Source organism: Micromonospora sp. NBC_00898 (assembly GCF_045207895.1).
Taxonomy (GTDB): Bacteria; Actinomycetota; Actinomycetes; order Mycobacteriales; family Micromonosporaceae; genus Micromonospora.
This window is the reverse complement of sequence record NZ_CP108775.1, coordinates 409,337-423,999: the sequence shown is the minus strand read 5'-3', so window position 1 is coordinate 423,999 and position 14,663 is coordinate 409,337. Positions and strand designations below refer to the sequence as shown.

Annotated in this window: 14 protein-coding genes; 9 read left to right on the top strand and 5 right to left on the bottom strand. The window is 73.2% G+C overall.

Features of this window, described 5'->3' with window-relative positions; all coding sequences use genetic code 11:
• Positions 1 to 226: 226 nt before the first annotated feature.
• The 4 genes from OG799_RS02040 to OG799_RS02025 all read left to right on the top strand — a co-directional run bounded on the left by OG799_RS02040 (position 227) and on the right by OG799_RS02025 (position 3,424).
• Entirely contained in the window at positions 227 to 742 is a 516-nt protein-coding gene (locus OG799_RS02040; RefSeq protein WP_406042500.1) for a ribbon-helix-helix domain-containing protein, read from the top strand.
• A gap of 67 nt (positions 743 to 809) precedes the next feature.
• The gene (locus tag OG799_RS02035) at positions 810 to 1,655 is read left to right on the top strand and encodes a DUF4097 family beta strand repeat-containing protein (protein ID WP_406042498.1); all 846 of its coding nucleotides are present in this window, start codon (positions 810 to 812) and stop codon (positions 1,653 to 1,655) included.
• Positions 1,656 to 1,682: 27 nt separating this feature from the next.
• A complete protein-coding gene (locus tag OG799_RS02030) occupies positions 1,683 to 2,636 on the top strand; it encodes an ATP-binding cassette domain-containing protein (protein ID WP_406042496.1) in 954 nt (317 codons plus the stop codon).
• A complete protein-coding gene (locus OG799_RS02025) occupies positions 2,633 to 3,424 on the top strand; it encodes an ABC transporter permease (RefSeq protein ID WP_406042494.1) in 792 nt (263 codons plus the stop codon). The genes OG799_RS02030 and OG799_RS02025 overlap by 4 nt, the downstream gene beginning before the upstream one ends.
• 24 nt (positions 3,425 to 3,448) lie before the next feature.
• On the opposite strand, the gene OG799_RS02020 is transcribed toward OG799_RS02025, so the two are convergent.
• On the bottom strand, positions 3,449 to 3,667 hold the full coding sequence (locus OG799_RS02020) for a hypothetical protein (RefSeq protein ID WP_406042492.1): 219 nt from the start codon (positions 3,665 to 3,667) through the stop codon (positions 3,449 to 3,451).
• Positions 3,668 to 3,810: 143 nt separating this feature from the next.
• Entirely contained in the window at positions 3,811 to 5,262 is a 1,452-nt protein-coding gene (locus OG799_RS02015; protein ID WP_406042490.1) for an NYN domain-containing protein, read from the bottom strand.
• A 127-nt stretch (positions 5,263 to 5,389) separates the two neighbouring features.
• On the opposite strand from OG799_RS02015, the gene OG799_RS02010 reads away from it, so the two are divergent.
• From OG799_RS02010 to OG799_RS01990, 5 genes are all read left to right on the top strand, one after another.
• The gene (locus OG799_RS02010) at positions 5,390 to 7,147 is read left to right on the top strand and encodes a DEDD exonuclease domain-containing protein (RefSeq protein ID WP_406042488.1); all 1,758 of its coding nucleotides are present in this window, start codon (positions 5,390 to 5,392) and stop codon (positions 7,145 to 7,147) included.
• A gap of 128 nt (positions 7,148 to 7,275) precedes the next feature.
• Positions 7,276 to 9,063: a RelA/SpoT family protein gene (locus OG799_RS02005; protein WP_406046172.1), complete on the top strand. Its 1,788-nt coding sequence runs from the start codon at positions 7,276 to 7,278 to the stop codon at positions 9,061 to 9,063.
• Between the two features lie 49 nt (positions 9,064 to 9,112).
• The gene (locus OG799_RS02000) at positions 9,113 to 9,652 is read left to right on the top strand and encodes an NUDIX hydrolase (RefSeq protein WP_406042486.1); all 540 of its coding nucleotides are present in this window, start codon (positions 9,113 to 9,115) and stop codon (positions 9,650 to 9,652) included.
• Positions 9,653 to 9,762: 110 nt separating this feature from the next.
• Entirely contained in the window at positions 9,763 to 10,674 is a 912-nt protein-coding gene (locus OG799_RS01995) for an NDP-sugar synthase (protein ID WP_406046171.1), read from the top strand.
• Complete coding sequence (locus tag OG799_RS01990; RefSeq protein ID WP_406042484.1) at positions 10,671 to 10,958, top strand: Lrp/AsnC family transcriptional regulator; 288 nt, start codon at positions 10,671 to 10,673, stop codon at positions 10,956 to 10,958. Before OG799_RS01995 ends, OG799_RS01990 begins: the two co-directional genes overlap by 4 nt.
• 57 nt (positions 10,959 to 11,015) lie before the next feature.
• Here the strand turns inward: OG799_RS01990 and OG799_RS01985 are convergent, their stop codons facing one another.
• The 3 genes from OG799_RS01985 to OG799_RS01975 all read right to left on the bottom strand — a co-directional run bounded on the left by OG799_RS01985 (position 11,016) and on the right by OG799_RS01975 (position 14,644).
• Complete coding sequence (locus OG799_RS01985) at positions 11,016 to 11,714, bottom strand: DUF4142 domain-containing protein (RefSeq protein WP_406042482.1); 699 nt, start codon at positions 11,712 to 11,714, stop codon at positions 11,016 to 11,018.
• Positions 11,715 to 11,927: 213 nt separating this feature from the next.
• Complete coding sequence (locus tag OG799_RS01980; RefSeq protein ID WP_406042480.1) at positions 11,928 to 13,556, bottom strand: cytochrome b N-terminal domain-containing protein; 1,629 nt, start codon at positions 13,554 to 13,556, stop codon at positions 11,928 to 11,930.
• Positions 13,553 to 14,644, bottom strand: a complete 1,092-nt coding sequence (locus OG799_RS01975; RefSeq protein ID WP_406042478.1) for a ubiquinol-cytochrome c reductase iron-sulfur subunit — start codon at positions 14,642 to 14,644, stop codon at positions 13,553 to 13,555. The genes OG799_RS01980 and OG799_RS01975 overlap by 4 nt, the downstream gene beginning before the upstream one ends.
• Positions 14,645 to 14,663 lie beyond the last annotated feature (19 nt).

Sequence of the window (14,663 nt, the reverse complement as noted above, 5' to 3'; positions counted from 1 at the left end):
GCACCTCGGGCGTCGGCCTGCCGCCACCACGCCGTACCCGCGTCATGCGCCGCTCCTCCCGCCGTGAGCGCCCATCCTATTGGCCGCCCGAACGGCCGCTCGCGGGGCGTCCACGGTGCGGAACGGACGGTGGGACCCGCCCGGCGACGCCATGACGGCACCAGTGCGACGCCAGTCGACGCCAAAGTGGCTTGTTATGGCGTCATCTTGGTGCCATGATGGCGTCATGGACCTGACGTCATATGTCGACAACCTCCGTCGGGAGCTGGCCGGCGTCGCCGAACTCGGCGGCGAGGAGGCCCGCACGCTGGCCGGGCGGCTGACCGGGCCGCTGGAGTCCGCCCTCCGGTTGGCGCTGCTGGAGGCGCTGTCCGCCGCGGCGAACGAGATCACCCGGGATCTCGCCCCCGGCTCGGTAGAGCTCCGGCTGCACGGCCGGGAGCCCAGCTTCGTCGTGACGCCACCCCCGACCGAACCGCAGTTCGAGGCCGGCCCGGACGACTCCGGCGCCGGCGCTCCGACGGCTTCACCGGACGCCGAGGACGGCCCGGTGTCCCGGATCAGCTTCCGCCTCCCCGACCAGCTCAAGAGCCGGATCGAGGAGGCCGCGGGCAGGGAGGGGCTCTCGGTCAACGCCTGGCTCGTCCGGGCGGCCACCGCCGCGGTGCAGACCAGCCCGCCGACCCGGCCGGCCGGTCGGGCCCCGCGCGGCGGCCAGCGCTACACCGGCTGGGTCCGCTGACCGCCCGCCCCGCCGCACCGTCCACGACCGACATCCCCTTCGACCCGAGCACGGGAGGAACGCCGCCATGCCCAGCTTCGACACCCCGCAACCGATCCAGGTGACCATCGAGGTCGCCGTCGGCGACGTCCGCATCACCGCCGGTGACCGCGAGGACACGGTCGTCGAGGTACGCCCCACCGACGAGGCGACGGAGGCCGACGTGCAAGCCGCGGCACAGACCCGGGTCGAGTACGCCGACGGCAGGCTGCTGGTCAAGGCGCCGCGGCAGAAGGTGCTGGGCATGTTCGGCAAGGTCGGCTCGATCGACGTGACGATCGACCTACCGACCGAGTCACGGGTACAGGGCAGCGCCTCGGTTGCCGGGTTCCACTGCACCGGCCGCCTCGGCGAGTGCCGACTCAAGACCTCCGCCGGCGACATCCACGCCGACCGGACGGGCCCGCTCGAACTGAGCACCGCCGCGGGCGCGGTGGAGGTGGCCTCCGTCGCCGGACGCGCCGAGGTCAGCACCGGCTCCGGCCGGGTGCGGCTCGGCGAGATCGACGGCAGCGCGGTGATCAAGAACTCGAACGGCGACAGCTGGGTCGGCACGGTCGCCGGTGATCTCCGGGTGAACGCGGCCAACGGCGACATCTCCGTCGACCGCGCCGGGGCGGCCGTCACCGCCGCCACCGCCAACGGCAGCATCCGGCTCGGCGAGGTCCTTCGTGGACCGGTATCGGTGAAGACCGCCCTGGGCGAGCTGGAGGTCGGCATCCACGGCGAGACCGCGGCCTTCCTGGACCTGCATACGCAGTTCGGCACCGTGCGCAACCAGATCGAGCCGTCCGACACCCCGGCGGAGCACGAGCGGACCGTCGAGGTCCGGGCCCGCACCTCGTACGGCGACATCGTCATCCGGCGCAGCTGACCCCCGGCCCATCACGGAGGAGACACAATGACCACCTCGCCCTCACCCGCGATCGCAGCCACCGGGCTGCGCAAGTCCTACGGCGAGCACGTGGTGCTTGACGGCATCGACCTGGCCGTCGCCCCGGGTACCGTCTTCGCGCTGCTCGGTTCGAACGGCGCCGGCAAGACCACCACCGTGCAGATCCTGTCCACCCTGATCCCGGCCGGTGGCGGCGAGGCCCGGGTGGCCGGGCACGACGTTGCGCGGGAGCCCGACGCGGTGCGCGCGGCGATCGGAGTGACCGGCCAGTTCGCCGCCGTGGACGGCCTGCTCACCGGCACGGAGAACCTGCTCCTGATGGCCGACCTGCACCACCTGACCCGGGCGGAGGGCCGGCAGCGCATCCGCGAGCTGCTGGAGCGTTTCGACCTCGTCGAGGCGGCCGGTAAGCCGGCGTCGACCTACTCCGGCGGCATGCGCCGCCGGCTCGACCTGGCCATGGGGCTGGTCGGCCAGCCGCGCGTGCTCTTCCTCGACGAGCCGACCACCGGCCTCGACCCGCGCAGCCGCCGCGCCGTCTGGCAGATCGTCCGCGACCTGGTCGCCGACGGGACGACCGTCTTCCTCACGACCCAGTACCTGGAGGAGGCGGACCAGCTCGCCGACCGGATCGCCGTCCTCGACCACGGCCGGCTGGTCGCCCAGGGCACCCCGGACGAGCTCAAGCGGCTGGTGCCGGGCGGGCACATCGCCCTGCGGTTCACCGCTCCGGCGGGGCGCGCCGCGGCCGCCGCCCTGCTCGGCGGCGCCCCCGGCGCCGACGACCTCACCCTGCAGGTCCCCGGCGACGGCGGCGTCACGTCGCTGCGGACGCTGCTCGACCGCCTCGACGGCGCCGCGATCGGCGTCGAGTCGCTCGCCGTACACACCCCGGACCTCGACGACGTCTTCCTCGCGCTCACCGGCCAGCCCACCGCAGAGAGGGTTCCGCTGCCATGACCACGCTCTCCTACGCCGTCCGCGACTCGACGACGATGCTGCGTCGCAACCTGCGGCACATGCAGCGCTATCCCTCGATGACGCTGATGCTCGCCGGCCTGCCGGTGGTGTTCCTGCTGCTCTTCGTCTACGTCTTCGGCGGGACTCTGGGCAACGGCCTCGGCGGCCCCTCAGGCGGGCGGGCGGCGTACCTCACCTACGTCGTACCCGGCATCCTGCTGATGGGCGTGGCCGGCGCGGCCACCGGCACGGCGGTGTCGGTCGCCACGGACATGACCGAGGGGATCATCGCTCGGTTCCGCACGATGGCGATCGCCCGCGTCTCGGTGCTGACCGGTCACGTGATCGGCAGCATCATCCAGACGATGCTCAGCCTGCTCGTGGTCGTCGCCGTCGCGCTGCTGGTCGGCTTCCGGTCCGACGCCGACCCGCTCGCCTGGCTCGCCGCCGCGGGGGTCCTGACGATGGTGGCCTTCGCGCTCACCTGGCTGGCGGTGGCCCTCGGTCTGGTCAGCGAGAGCGTCGAGACGGCCAGCAACCTGCCGATGCCGCTGACCCTCCTGCCCTTCCTCGGCAGCGGCTTCGTGCCCCCGGACTCGATGCCGGCCGGGCTGCGTCAGTTCGCCGAGTACCAGCCGTTCACCCCGATCATCGAGACCCTGCGCGGCCTGCTGACCGGCGGCCCAGTCGGGTCGAACGCGGTGGTCTCCGCCGCCTGGTGCGCCGGCGTGGCGCTGGTCGGCTACCTCTGGGCGAAGCGGCTCTACGCCCGCCGCACCGCCCGCTGACCCCCGGGACCTACGGCGCCCGATTCACGCCGCCCGGCCCCGCCGTCCCACCCGGGAAAGGGTGGCGGGGCCGGGCGGCGGCAGCACCTCCACCTCGAAGCCGGCCCGGGCGAACACCTCGAGCGCCCGGTGCTCGGCGGCGCCGAGGTCGGCGGCCGGCGCGCCGGTGTCGAGCAGCGCGGTCACCAGGCAGCCGGAACAGCCCGCCCCCCGGATCCTGCAGCTGTCGCAGTCGATGAGCATCAACGCCTCCTGACGCGTCACGGCGGCGGCGGGCGGACGCCGTCGTGGCCGCCCGACCACCGTCGGTCAGGTCGACGCTAGGCGAGGGGTGCGACAGAAACGGACAACGAGGTCACAGCCGCCCCGAATCCGATCAAGCAGCGTCAGGAGCGGGCCAGCCGGCGCAGCAGCGAGTCCGCGCCGAGCGGGTACGCGCCGTGCCGGCGTACCCCGTCGGCGACCTCGCGGTCGGAGGAGATCACCACCACGGGCCGGCCGGTGGGTTCGGCACGGACCAGCCGGCGGATCAGCTCGTCGGCGGTCTCCCCCTTGTGGGAGAAGAGCACCCGCACCCCCCGCGGCGTGGGCGGCAGGCCGTGCATCCGCTCGGCCCCGTCGAAGACCACCGTGACCTCGTCCCCGGTCTGCGCGGCGATCCCGCCCAGGCCGGTGATCAACCGCTTGCGCTGCTGCTCCAGGGACATCTCGCCGAAGCCGCGCTTGGTCACGTTGTAGCCGTCGACGACCAGGTGGGCCCGGGGCAGGGCGAGCAGCTGGTCGAGGCGGGCGGGGTCGTCGGTGTCCCGGGCCCGGGCGGCGGCGCCGGCCGGGGTGGTCGCCGACTGGTCGGCGAAGGCGTCGGCGACGAAGTCGGCCGGCAGTTTCTCCACCGGGTCGAGGGCCAGTTCGCGGCGCAGCCCGACGGCCGCCTGGCCGATGGTCTCCAGCAGCAGCCAGAGCCGGGCGTCGTCGACCGAGCGGGCCTCCTTGGCGGCGGCCCGGACGGCGCCGGCGGCCGACTCCGCCTCGGCCAGTCGGGCGCGGGCCCGGCGCAGCTCCGCCTCGGTGTCCGCGGCGGCCCGGGCGGCCCGGCCGCGTTCGGTGGCGAGCAGCTCGTTGGCCCGCCGCTCCCGGGCCTGGGTTTCGCGCAGCGTACGGCTGAGCTGCCGGGACTCCTCGCGGAGCTGGCCCAGCTCTTCGCGGACCCGGGCCAGCTCGTCGCGGAGCTTCTCGGCCTCGACCCGGGCGACCGCCCGGTCGTGCTCGGCGCGGGTGGCCCGCTGCTCGGCCTCGCGGACCAGCTCGGCCACGACCGCGCTGTCCGCCTCCGCCCGCACCGCGGCGCCGCTCGCCTCGATCAGCTCGCGCCAGCCGCGCGGCCGGGCGAGGTACGCCAGGGCGGCCACCTCGACGGGGTCGGCGGCGGCCGGGGCGGTCCCCTCGACCACGGCGGCGCCGAGGTCGCCGGCGTCGGTCAGCACCCGCGCGGTGACCCGCTGCCGGAACAGCGGGTCGGCGGTGAGCTGGGCGGCGATCGCCGGCGCGCCGAGCCGGGCGCGGCGGTTGGGGGCGAACTTGGCCACCCGGCGCAGCGGGACGGGCACCTCGTCGGTGGGCATCGCCGGCAGCACCGCGGCGGTGAGCGCCACGATCCGCTGCCGGACCGGCTCGGGCAGGACCGGCTCGGGCTCCGGCGTGCCGGGCTCGGTCTCCCCCGGCCGGGGCTGCTCGGCGCCGGCCGCGAAGTCGTCCGCGTCGCCCCCACCGACGTCCCGCCCGGCAGCCACCGACCCCGCCTCGGGGAGGTGGTCGTCGTGCGGCTCGGTGAGGGGCATGTGGCAAGTCTCCCACCGCGAACGGGGCCAGCGCCCAGTGAGTGAGCCGATCTCTCATCCTAGACCCGTGGTAACCCCTGGGACGGCTGGGACGGGAGTGTCGGACCCGGGCACTAGCGTGCCCCGGGTGGCACGAGCGGAGTACGTCCAGGAGGCGCTGGCCGGCCTGGACCGGACGGCGGGCGCGGGGGTCGACCCGGCGCTGCCGTTGTACGCGACCACCTTCGTGGTGGTCGACCTGGAGACCACCGGCGGCGCGCCGGACGGCGGCGGGATCACCGAGATCGGCGCGGTGAAGGTGCGCGGCGGCGAGGAGCTGGGGGTGCTCGCCACCCTGGTCAACCCGGGGGTGCCGATCCCGCCGTTCATCACCGTGCTGACCGGGATCACCCAGGCCATGCTGGTCCCGGCGCCGCCGATCGAGCAGGTGCTGCCGAGTTTCCTGGAGTTCATCGACGACGCGGTGCTGGTCGCCCACAACGCGCCCTACGACGTGGGGTTCCTCAAGGCGGCCTGCGCGAAGCACGGCTACCGCTGGCCCAACCCGCGGGTGCTGGACACGGCGGCGCTGGCCCGCCGGGTGCTCACCCGCGACGAGGTGCCCAACCGCAAGCTCGGCACCCTGGCCGCCTACTTCCGCACCGCCACCCAGCCGACCCACCGCGCGCTCGACGACGCGAAGGCCACCGTCGACGTGCTGCACGGGCTGATCGGCCGGCTGGGCGGCCACCGGGTGGACACCGTCGGCGACGCGATCGAGTTCGCCCGGGCGGTCACCCCGACCCAGCGCCGCAAGCGGCACCTGGCCGAAGGGCTGCCGAAGGTGCCCGGGGTCTACATCTTCCGGGCCGCCGACGACCGACCGCTCTACGTCGGCACCTCGGGCGACATCGCCACCCGGGTGCGCAGCTACTTCACCGCCGGGGAGAAGCGGGCCCGGATCTCCGAGATGCTGGCCGCCGCCGAGCGGGTGGAGGCGGTCGAGTGCGCCCACTCGCTGGAGGCGGAGGTCCGCGAGCTGCGGTTGATCGCCGCGCACGCGCCGCCGTACAACCGGCGGTCGAAGTACCCGGAGCGGATGGTCTGGCTGAAGCTGACCGACGAGGCGTACCCCCGGTTGTCGGTGGTGCGCGACCTCGCGCCCGCGGACACCGCGTACCTGGGCCCGTTCCGCTCCAAGCAGGCCGCGGAGCTGGCCGCCGCGGGCTTCCACGACGCGGTGCCGCTGCGCCAGTGCACGCACCGGCTGTCGCGGCGCACGACCATGCCGGCCTGCGCGCTGGCCGAGCTGGGTCGCTGCCCGGCGCCCTGCGAGCACCGGATCGCCCCCGAGGAGTACGACCACCTCGCCGCCACGCCGTTCCGTACGGCGACCACCAGCGACCCGCAGGTGGTGGTGGACGCCCTGCTCGCCCGGATCGAGGTGCTCGCCCGCGACCAGCGCTACGAGGAGGCGGCGGTGGTGCGGTCCCGGCTGGCGGCGGTGCTGCGCGCCACGGTGCGGATGCAACGCCTGGTCGGGTTGACCGGGATCGCCGAGCTGGCCGCCGCCCGGCGGGCCGCGCACGGCGGCTGGGAACTGGCGCTGGTCCGGCACGGCCGGCTGGCCGGCGCCGGGGTGTCCCCGCCGGGTGTCCACCCACGACTGACCCTGGAGGCGATCCGGGCGACCGCCGAGACGGTGCTGCCCGGACACGGCCCCGTGCCGCGGGCCTCCGCCGAGGAGACCGAACGCATCCTGTCCTGGTTAGAGCGGGCGGAGACCCGACTGGTGGAGATCTCCTCCGGCTGGGCGTCGCCGGTGACCGGCGCGGGCCGGTTCCGCGACCTGCTGGCCAAGGCGGAGAACGGCGGGTCCCACCAACTCTCGACCGAACGCTCATGACCAAGTGACCGATCGGACTACGTCAACTCCCTTAGGCTGTTAGAGAAGTGCAGTCCTGCCCGTTTCGCGGGCCTGCTCCCGATCGTCGGTGACGGCGACCGTGGGGCCGGGGTGAGGAGGTGTCCCAGGTGGACGTCGACGCCGGACACGGCGCCGCCCTGGGCGGCGCCCTTCCGACCCAGCCCGGCGACCTGCCGCTCACCCGCCGGCTGCGCTCCCTGCTCACCTGGCCCACCAACGACACCGACCCGATCAGCGCGCTGGTCCGCGCCCATCGGAGCATCCACGCCAGCGCCGATTCATCGGTGCTGCGCCGCGCCTACACGATCGCGGAGAACATGCACCGCGGCCAGTTCCGCAAGAGCGGCGAGCCATACATCACCCATCCCCTCGCGGTCGCCCAGATCTGCGCGGACCTGGGAATGGACACCATCACCCTGGTCGCCGCGCTGCTGCACGACACGGTGGAGGACACCCGCTACACCCTGCAGGCCCTCGCCGAGGACTTCGGCCGGGAGGTGGCCCACCTGGTCGACGGGGTGACCAAGTTCGACAAGGCGTTCTACGGAAAGGCCGCCGAGGCGGAGACCGTCCGCAAGATGATCATCGCGGCCGGCAAGGACGTCCGGGTGCTGATCATCAAGCTGGCCGACCGGCTGCACAACATGCGGACCCTCGGCGTCCGGTCCGCCGCCTCCCGGGAGCGCATCGCCCGCAAGACCCAGGAGGTGCTGATCCCACTCTGCGACCGGCTGGGCATCCAGACCCTCAAACGCGAGCTGGACGACGTGGTGCTGCTGCACCTGGAGCCCGACGAGCACGCCCGGATCGCCCGGCACGTACACGACCGGCCAGGCTGGGACGCGTACCTCGACGATGTGGTGGCGCAGACGAGGGTGGCGCTGCGCCGCAGCCGGGTGGACGCCGAGGTCGCACCCCGCCCCCGGCACCTCTACTCGATCTGGAAGGACACCGTGGCCGGTGGCCACGCCGCCCCCTTCGACCTGCCCCGCATCTCGATCGTGGTGGCCGGCCCGGCCACCGACTGCTACGCGGCGCTCGGCGCGGTGCACGGGCTGTGGCGCCCGGTGCCCGGCCGCTTCAAGGACTTCATCGCCTCGCCGAAGAACAACCTCTACCGGTCGCTGCACACCAGCATCCTGGGCCCCCAGGACCGCAGGGTAGAGGTGCTGATCCGGACCGAGGAGATGCACTGCGCCGCCGAGTACGGCATCGCCGCCCACTACCGGTTCCCGCGCACCGGCCCGGCCGCCGACCGGGACGACGAGCTGGCCTGGCTGCGCCGGGTGTTGGACTGGGAGCAGGAGGCCGTCGACCCGGCCCAGTTCCTGGAGTCGCTGCGCTGCGACCTGGCCGAGGCGCAGATCCAGGTGGTCGCCGACGGCCGGCAGGTCGTCCTCCCCGCCGGCGCGACCCCGGTGGACCTGGCGTACGAGCTGGGCACCGAGCGGGGCGACCACTGCCTGGCGGCGCGCATCAACGGCCGGCTGGCGCCGCTCTCCTCCGAACTGAAGGAGGGCGACGTGGTGGAGATCTTCACCGAGTCCGACGCGGACAGCGGCCTCGAGGCCGACGTCGCGCCCCGCGGGCCGCGCCGGGAGTGGCTCGGCTTCGTCAAATCGCCGCAGGCCCAGATGCAGATCAACCGCTGGTTCGCCGAGCACACCGAGCCGGGCATCTCGATCGCCGACAAGGTACGCCTCGGCCGCGCCACCATCGGCCTGGCGCTGCGCAAGCACGACCGGGGGCTGGCCAGCGACCTGCCGCTGCTGCGCCTGTCGGAGGAACTGGGCTACCCCGACCTGGAGACCCTGCTGGTGGCGGTCTTCGACCGGGCGGTCGAGCCGGACGCGGTGGTCCGGCAACTCATCGACCTGGTCGACCACCGGCAGTAGCCCGAACTCCCCTCGCACGATCCGGCCGGACGGCCACTAGCCTGGAGGCATGATCCCCCGCGCGCGTGCCACCGGACGGGCCCTCGGCTACCAGGTCTTCTACCGGCTTCCCGTCCCGCTGCGCCGCCGGCTGGTGCGGCTCGCCGTGCCGAAGTACATCGTCGGCGCGGTCACCCTGGTCCGGGACGCCGACGCGGAGGGAACGGGCCGGCTGCTGCTGCTGCGCCAACCGCCCGGGCACAGCTGGACGCTCCCGGCGGGGCTGCTGCAGCGTGGCGAGGCGCCGGTGGTCGGTGCGGCCCGGGAACTGTTCGAGGAGTCCGGCATCCGGGTCACCCCCGACCGGCTCCGGCCGGCCGTGCCGAACGCGGTGGTGCACGCCAAGGGCTGGGTGGACGTGGTCTTCGAGGTCGAGGTCCCGGCGTCGACCGCCGAGCTGGTGGTGGACGGTGCCGAGGTCTTCGAGGCGGCCTGGCACCCGCTGGACGACCTGCCCCGGCTGAGCCGGGCCACCGCCAACCTGCTCGGCTACTACGGCATCGGCCCGCAGTCCGGGCAGCGCCCGCCCGCCACCCCGTCGGGAGCGTGACCGGCTCCCGGCCGGACGCCGGCCCCACCGCCGCCGACCCGGTCCCGCCGGGCGCCACCGGCGCGCCCTCGGGCGGCACCGGGTGGCGGGCGGAGGTCGAGGTCTGCGCGGTGGTGCTCGCCGCGGGCGAGGGCACCCGGCTGCTGCCGCTGACCGAGCGGCTGCCCAAGGCGCTCTGCCCGGTCGGGAACGTGCCGCTGCTGGACCGCGCTCTGGCCCGGCTGGCCGGGCTCGGCCTCGCCGGCCCCGACCGGGTCGCGGTGAACGCCTGCTACCTGGGCAGCCAGGTCGTCGACCACGTCGGGACGCGGGCCCACCTGTCGGTCGAGCGGGGCGACCCGCTCGGCACCGCCGGCGGGCTGGGCAACCTGCGGGACTGGATCGCCGGCCGGGGTGTGCTGGTCGGCAACGCCGACGCGTACCTGGCCGACCCGCAGGCCCCGCCGGGGCCGGACGTCGGAGCGCTGGTGGACGGCTGGGACGGGCGGAGCGTACGGCTGCTCGGCCAGCCGGCCGACGACCCGGCGGCGCCCGGCACCTTCAGCGGCCACCGCTTCGTCGGTTTCTCGCTGCTGCCCTGGCGGCTGGTCCGGGACCTGCCGCCCACCTTCGGCGACCTGGTCCGGGCGGTCTGGCGGCCGGCGGAGGCGGCCGGCGCGCTGGAGGTGGTGCCGTACCGGGGGACCTTCTACGACACCGGGACCCCGGCCGACTACCTGGCGGCCAACCTGCACGCCGCCGGGGGCGGGAGCCTGGTCGACCCGACCGCGACGGTGACCGGCCGGCTGGACCGGGCGGTGGTCGGCGCGGGAGCGGTCGTGCGCGGCGAGGTGACCCGCGCCGTGGTGTGGCCCGGCGCCACCGTCGGGGCGGGCGAGCGGCTCACCGACGCGGTCCGTGCCGGCGGCGGCCTGACCGTCCCCGCTGCCCCCCGACAGCCGGATCCACGAGCCGGGGACGCCGTGCCAGGGCGAGCCTCTAGCATGGGCGACGACGTCGACGAACGGAGAAATGTCCCGTGATCACCGCGATCGTGCTGATCGACTGCGCCACCGACTCCATCCCCGAGGTGGCCGAGACCCTGGCCAACCTCCCCGGCGTCAGCGAGGTGTACTCGGTGGCCGGCCACGTCGACCTCATCGCCATGGTCCGGGTCCGCGAGTTCGAGCAGATCGCCCAGGTCATCGCCGGCAGCATCTCGAAGGTCCCCGGCGTGCTCAACACCGAGTCGCACATCGCGTTCCGGGCGTACTCGCGGCACGACCTGGAGGAGGCGTTCGCGATCGGGCTGGCCAGCGCCGACTGAACGCGCGGCGGCCGGCCCGCCCCGGAGGACGGACCGGCCACCATCGGCCGTACGACGTCAGCTGAAGCTCGGAGCCGGCGTCTCAGTGGTGCCCGGAGCCGGCGACTCGGTGGTCGTGCCGCCTGGAGCCGGGGACTCGGTGCCACCCGGAGTCGGGGACTCGGTGCCACCCGGAGCCGGCGTCCCGCTGCCACCCGGGCTGGGCGTGCCGCTGGCGCTGGTCTGCGGGACCGGGACGCCCAGGGTCTGGGCCAGGGCCACCAGCGCGTCGTAGTGCGCCTGGAGGACCGGCAGGGCGTCCTGGGCCAACTGGACCACCGACTGCTCGGAACCCTGCGAGATCTCGGTCTGGGTGGCCTGGATGGCCTGGACGTGGCCGGCCAGCTCGGCGGTCACCCACGCCTTGTCGAACGCGGCGCCGCTGAGGTTGTTGAGCTTGTCGACCACCTTCTGCTGATCGGCGGTGGGCTCGGACGGCAACTTCACGTTCAGCTGCTGCGCGGTGCTCTGCACCGTCTGGTCCAGCTGGGTGTGGTCCGTCACGAACTGCTTGCCGAGGTCCTTGACCTGCTGGTTCTGGCCCTTCTGCTGCGCCAGGTTGCCGGTGACGATCTCCGCCAGGTTCACCTGATGCAACGCCTGCAGGTACTGGGTGTCCTGCGTGGACGGCTGTGCCGCGGCCTGCGCCGCCGCTGCGGGCGCCAGCCCGACCACCACCAAGGCGGCCAGCAGTCCGAGGCGTTTGATACCCAACATGTTTCCCCCCCTTTTTCGTTGGACCGCACGGATACCCGGCTGACCGGGGTTATTCCTGCGATTCCACCCGTCCGGGTCGGGGGCGACGGGGCCGCACAGTGGGCCCGGCGGGTGACACGGGCGCGGAAGGGGACGGCACCGACCCGGGGGCCGGAAACGGACGTGGCGCCCGCCGGAGATCCGGCGGGCGCCACGGTCGGGTGTGTCGGGCGGTCAGCGACGGCTCTCGCCGCTGCCGATCTCCTCCCGCTCCGGTCGGGGCTCGACCGGCGGGTGCCCCGGCGAGACCGGCGCCTCGGCCGGCTTCTCGATCGGGTAGAAGAAGCCCCGGATCGCCGGGCCGAGGGCACCGAGCCGGTTCATCTTCTTCGGCACGACCCAGCCGACGTAGTCGAGCTCGCCGTGCCCGTCGTGGCCGTCGACCGCGGTGAGCGGCTGGTGGACCTCGACGAACCGGCCGTCCGGCAGCCGCTTGATGATGCCGGTCTCCACGCCGTGGGCCAGCACCTCCCGGTCGTGCTGCTGAAGACCCAGGCAGATCCGGTACGTGACGTAGTAGGCCAGCGGCGGGACGATCAGCAGACCGACCCGGCCCGCCCAGGTCATCGCGTTCAGGCTGATGTGGAACTTGTCGGCGATCACGTCGTTGGCGCCGGAGAGGGTCAGCACGAGGAAGAAGGCCACCGCCATCGCGCCCACCGCGGTCCGGGCCGGGACGTCCCGGGGCCGCTGGAGCAGGTTGTGGTGGCGGTAGTCCTTGAGGCGGCGGGCCTCCAGGAACGGGTACATGAGCGACAGGCCCACCAGGATGCCGGGCAGCACGACCGTCGGCCAGAAGATCGGCGGGATGACGTACCCGTCGCCGATCGGGATGCTGATCTCCCACGCCGGCATCAGCCGGGTCGAGCCGTCGAGGAACATGACGTACCAGTCGGGCTGGCTGGCGGCCGAGACCGTCCATGCCTCGTACGGGCCGAAGTACCAGATCGGGTTGATCTGGAAGAGGCCACCCATCAGCGCGATCACGCCGAAGACGACCATGAAGAAGCCGCCCTGCTTGAGCGCGTAGCGCGGGAACATCCGCTCGCCGACCACGTTCTCGTTGGTCCGGCCGGGGCCGGGCCACTGGGTGTGCTTCTGCTTGAAGACCAGGCCCAGGTGGACGCTGATCAGCGCCACCAGCAGAGCCGGGATGAGCAGCACGTGGGCGATGAAAGCCCGGCTGATGAGGATCGCGCCGGGGAACTCGCCGCCGAAGATCGACGAGGTGACCCAGGAGCCGATCACCGGGATCGACAGCATGATGCCGGAGGCGATCCGCAGGCCGGTGCCGGACAGCGCGTCGTCCGGCAGAGAGTAGCCGGTGAAGCCGGCCAGGAAGCCGACCCAGAACAGCAGCGAGCCGATGATCCAGTTCGTCTCCCGCGGCTTGCGGAACGCGCCGGTGAAGAAGACCCGCAGCATGTGCACCACGATCGAGGCCATGAAGAGCAGGGCCGCCCAGTGGTGCATCTGCCGCATGACCAGGCCGCCCCGGACGTCGAACGACAGGTTCAGGCTGGAGGCGTACGCGGCCGACATCGGCGTGCCCCGCAGCGGGGCGTAGCTACCCTTGTAGACCACCTCGGTCATGGCGGGCTCGAAGAAGAAGGTCAGGAAGACACCGGTCAACAGCAGCACGACGAACGAGAAGAGCGCGATCTCGCCGAGCAGGAAGGACCAGTGGTCCGGGAAGACCTTGTTCAGCAGCTTCCGCAGCGGCGTGGCCGCCTGGAAGCGGTCATCCAAGGCTCCGGCCGTCCTGGCCGGCACCGCTGCTACGTCAAACTTTCGGCGCTTCATGGCCGCTCCCAGAAGTCGGGACCGATGGTCTCGGTGTAGTCGGACTTCGCCACGAAGAAGCCCTCATCGTCCACCTCGATCGGCAGCTGCGGCAGCGGCCGGTTCGCCGGGCCGAAGACCGGCTTGGCGTTGTCGGTGATGAGGAACTGCGACTGGTGGCACGGGCAGAGCAGACGGTTGGTCTGCTGCTCGTAAAGGCTGGCCGGGCAACCGGCGTGCGTGCAGACCTTGGAGAACGCGACGTAGTTGCCCCACATGTAGTCGCCGTGACCCTTGCGTGCGTTGGCGGCCCGCGACTTCTGCGCGTCGTCCTCGCGCAGGTGGATCAGCAGGGTCGGCGAGTCGGCGTGCTTGTTGCTCACGCCGTCCTTGATACCGGGGAAGACGGTGATCTGGCCGCCCGCGCTGACGTCCGCCGGGCGGATCGGCCGGCCGTCCTGGCTGACCAGCCGGATCTTCGTCTTGCCGCCATCGGCCGGCGCGAAGCCGGTGGTGAACATCTGGTTGTTCTTGTGCGGGTTGGAGATCAGCCCACCGACCAGCGGGGCCGCGACGACCGCGCCGACCGGCGCGAGGCCGGCGAGCAGCGAGATGCCGAGCAGCGGCCGGCGCCGGACGCCCATCTCGTCGGCGAGGTAGAGCATCGTCTCGCCGGTGATCCTGCGCTCCTCCGGCGGACCCGGCTGGTCGTGCCGATCCTGGATCGAGACCTCCTTGGGCAGCAGCTTCTTGCCCCAGGTGAGGATGCCGAAACCGACGGCCAGGAGCGCGACGCCCAGGGTGAGGCCGAGCAGCGGGGTGTAGTACTTGTCCCCGCCGCGACCGGGCTCCCACTGCCACGGCCACCAGATGTAGATGACCAGGAAGGCGGTCGCGGCCAGGCCGGTCAGCAGGAAGAACGAGGCGACCGTACGGGCCAGCCGGCGCTCGGCCTTGGTGCCGGGGATGACCTGCGGCTCGTAGTGGACGATCTCGATGTCGTCCCGCCGGGCGCCCTCCCGGACGATGTCGAACCGGGACACCCGGGGGTCCATCACGTCGAGCGGCTCCCGGCCCTGCGGGGCCTGGTGCTCGGTGTGGGTGCTCATGCCGTCACCTCGCTACGGG

Bases quoted from the DNA above. Each gene is read 5' to 3' on its own strand.
- OG799_RS02030 (WP_406042496.1), top strand. From the start codon at position 1,683: ATGACCACCTCGCCCTCACCCGCGATCGCAGCCACCGGGCTGCGCAAG.
- OG799_RS01985 (WP_406042482.1), bottom strand. From the start codon at position 11,714: ATGTTGGGTATCAAACGCCTCGGACTGCTGGCCGCCTTGGTGGTGGTC.
- OG799_RS02040 (WP_406042500.1), top strand. From the start codon at position 227: ATGGACCTGACGTCATATGTCGACAACCTCCGTCGGGAGCTGGCCGGC.
- OG799_RS01975 (WP_406042478.1), bottom strand. From the start codon at position 14,644: ATGAGCACCCACACCGAGCACCAGGCCCCGCAGGGCCGGGAGCCGCTC.
- OG799_RS02000 (WP_406042486.1), top strand. From the start codon at position 9,113: ATGATCCCCCGCGCGCGTGCCACCGGACGGGCCCTCGGCTACCAGGTC.
- OG799_RS02020 (WP_406042492.1), bottom strand. From the start codon at position 3,667: ATGCTCATCGACTGCGACAGCTGCAGGATCCGGGGGGCGGGCTGTTCC.
- OG799_RS02035 (WP_406042498.1), top strand. From the start codon at position 810: ATGCCCAGCTTCGACACCCCGCAACCGATCCAGGTGACCATCGAGGTC.
- OG799_RS01980 (WP_406042480.1), bottom strand. From the start codon at position 13,556: ATGAAGCGCCGAAAGTTTGACGTAGCAGCGGTGCCGGCCAGGACGGCC.
- OG799_RS02015 (WP_406042490.1), bottom strand. From the start codon at position 5,262: ATGCCCCTCACCGAGCCGCACGACGACCACCTCCCCGAGGCGGGGTCG.
- OG799_RS02025 (WP_406042494.1), top strand. From the start codon at position 2,633: ATGACCACGCTCTCCTACGCCGTCCGCGACTCGACGACGATGCTGCGT.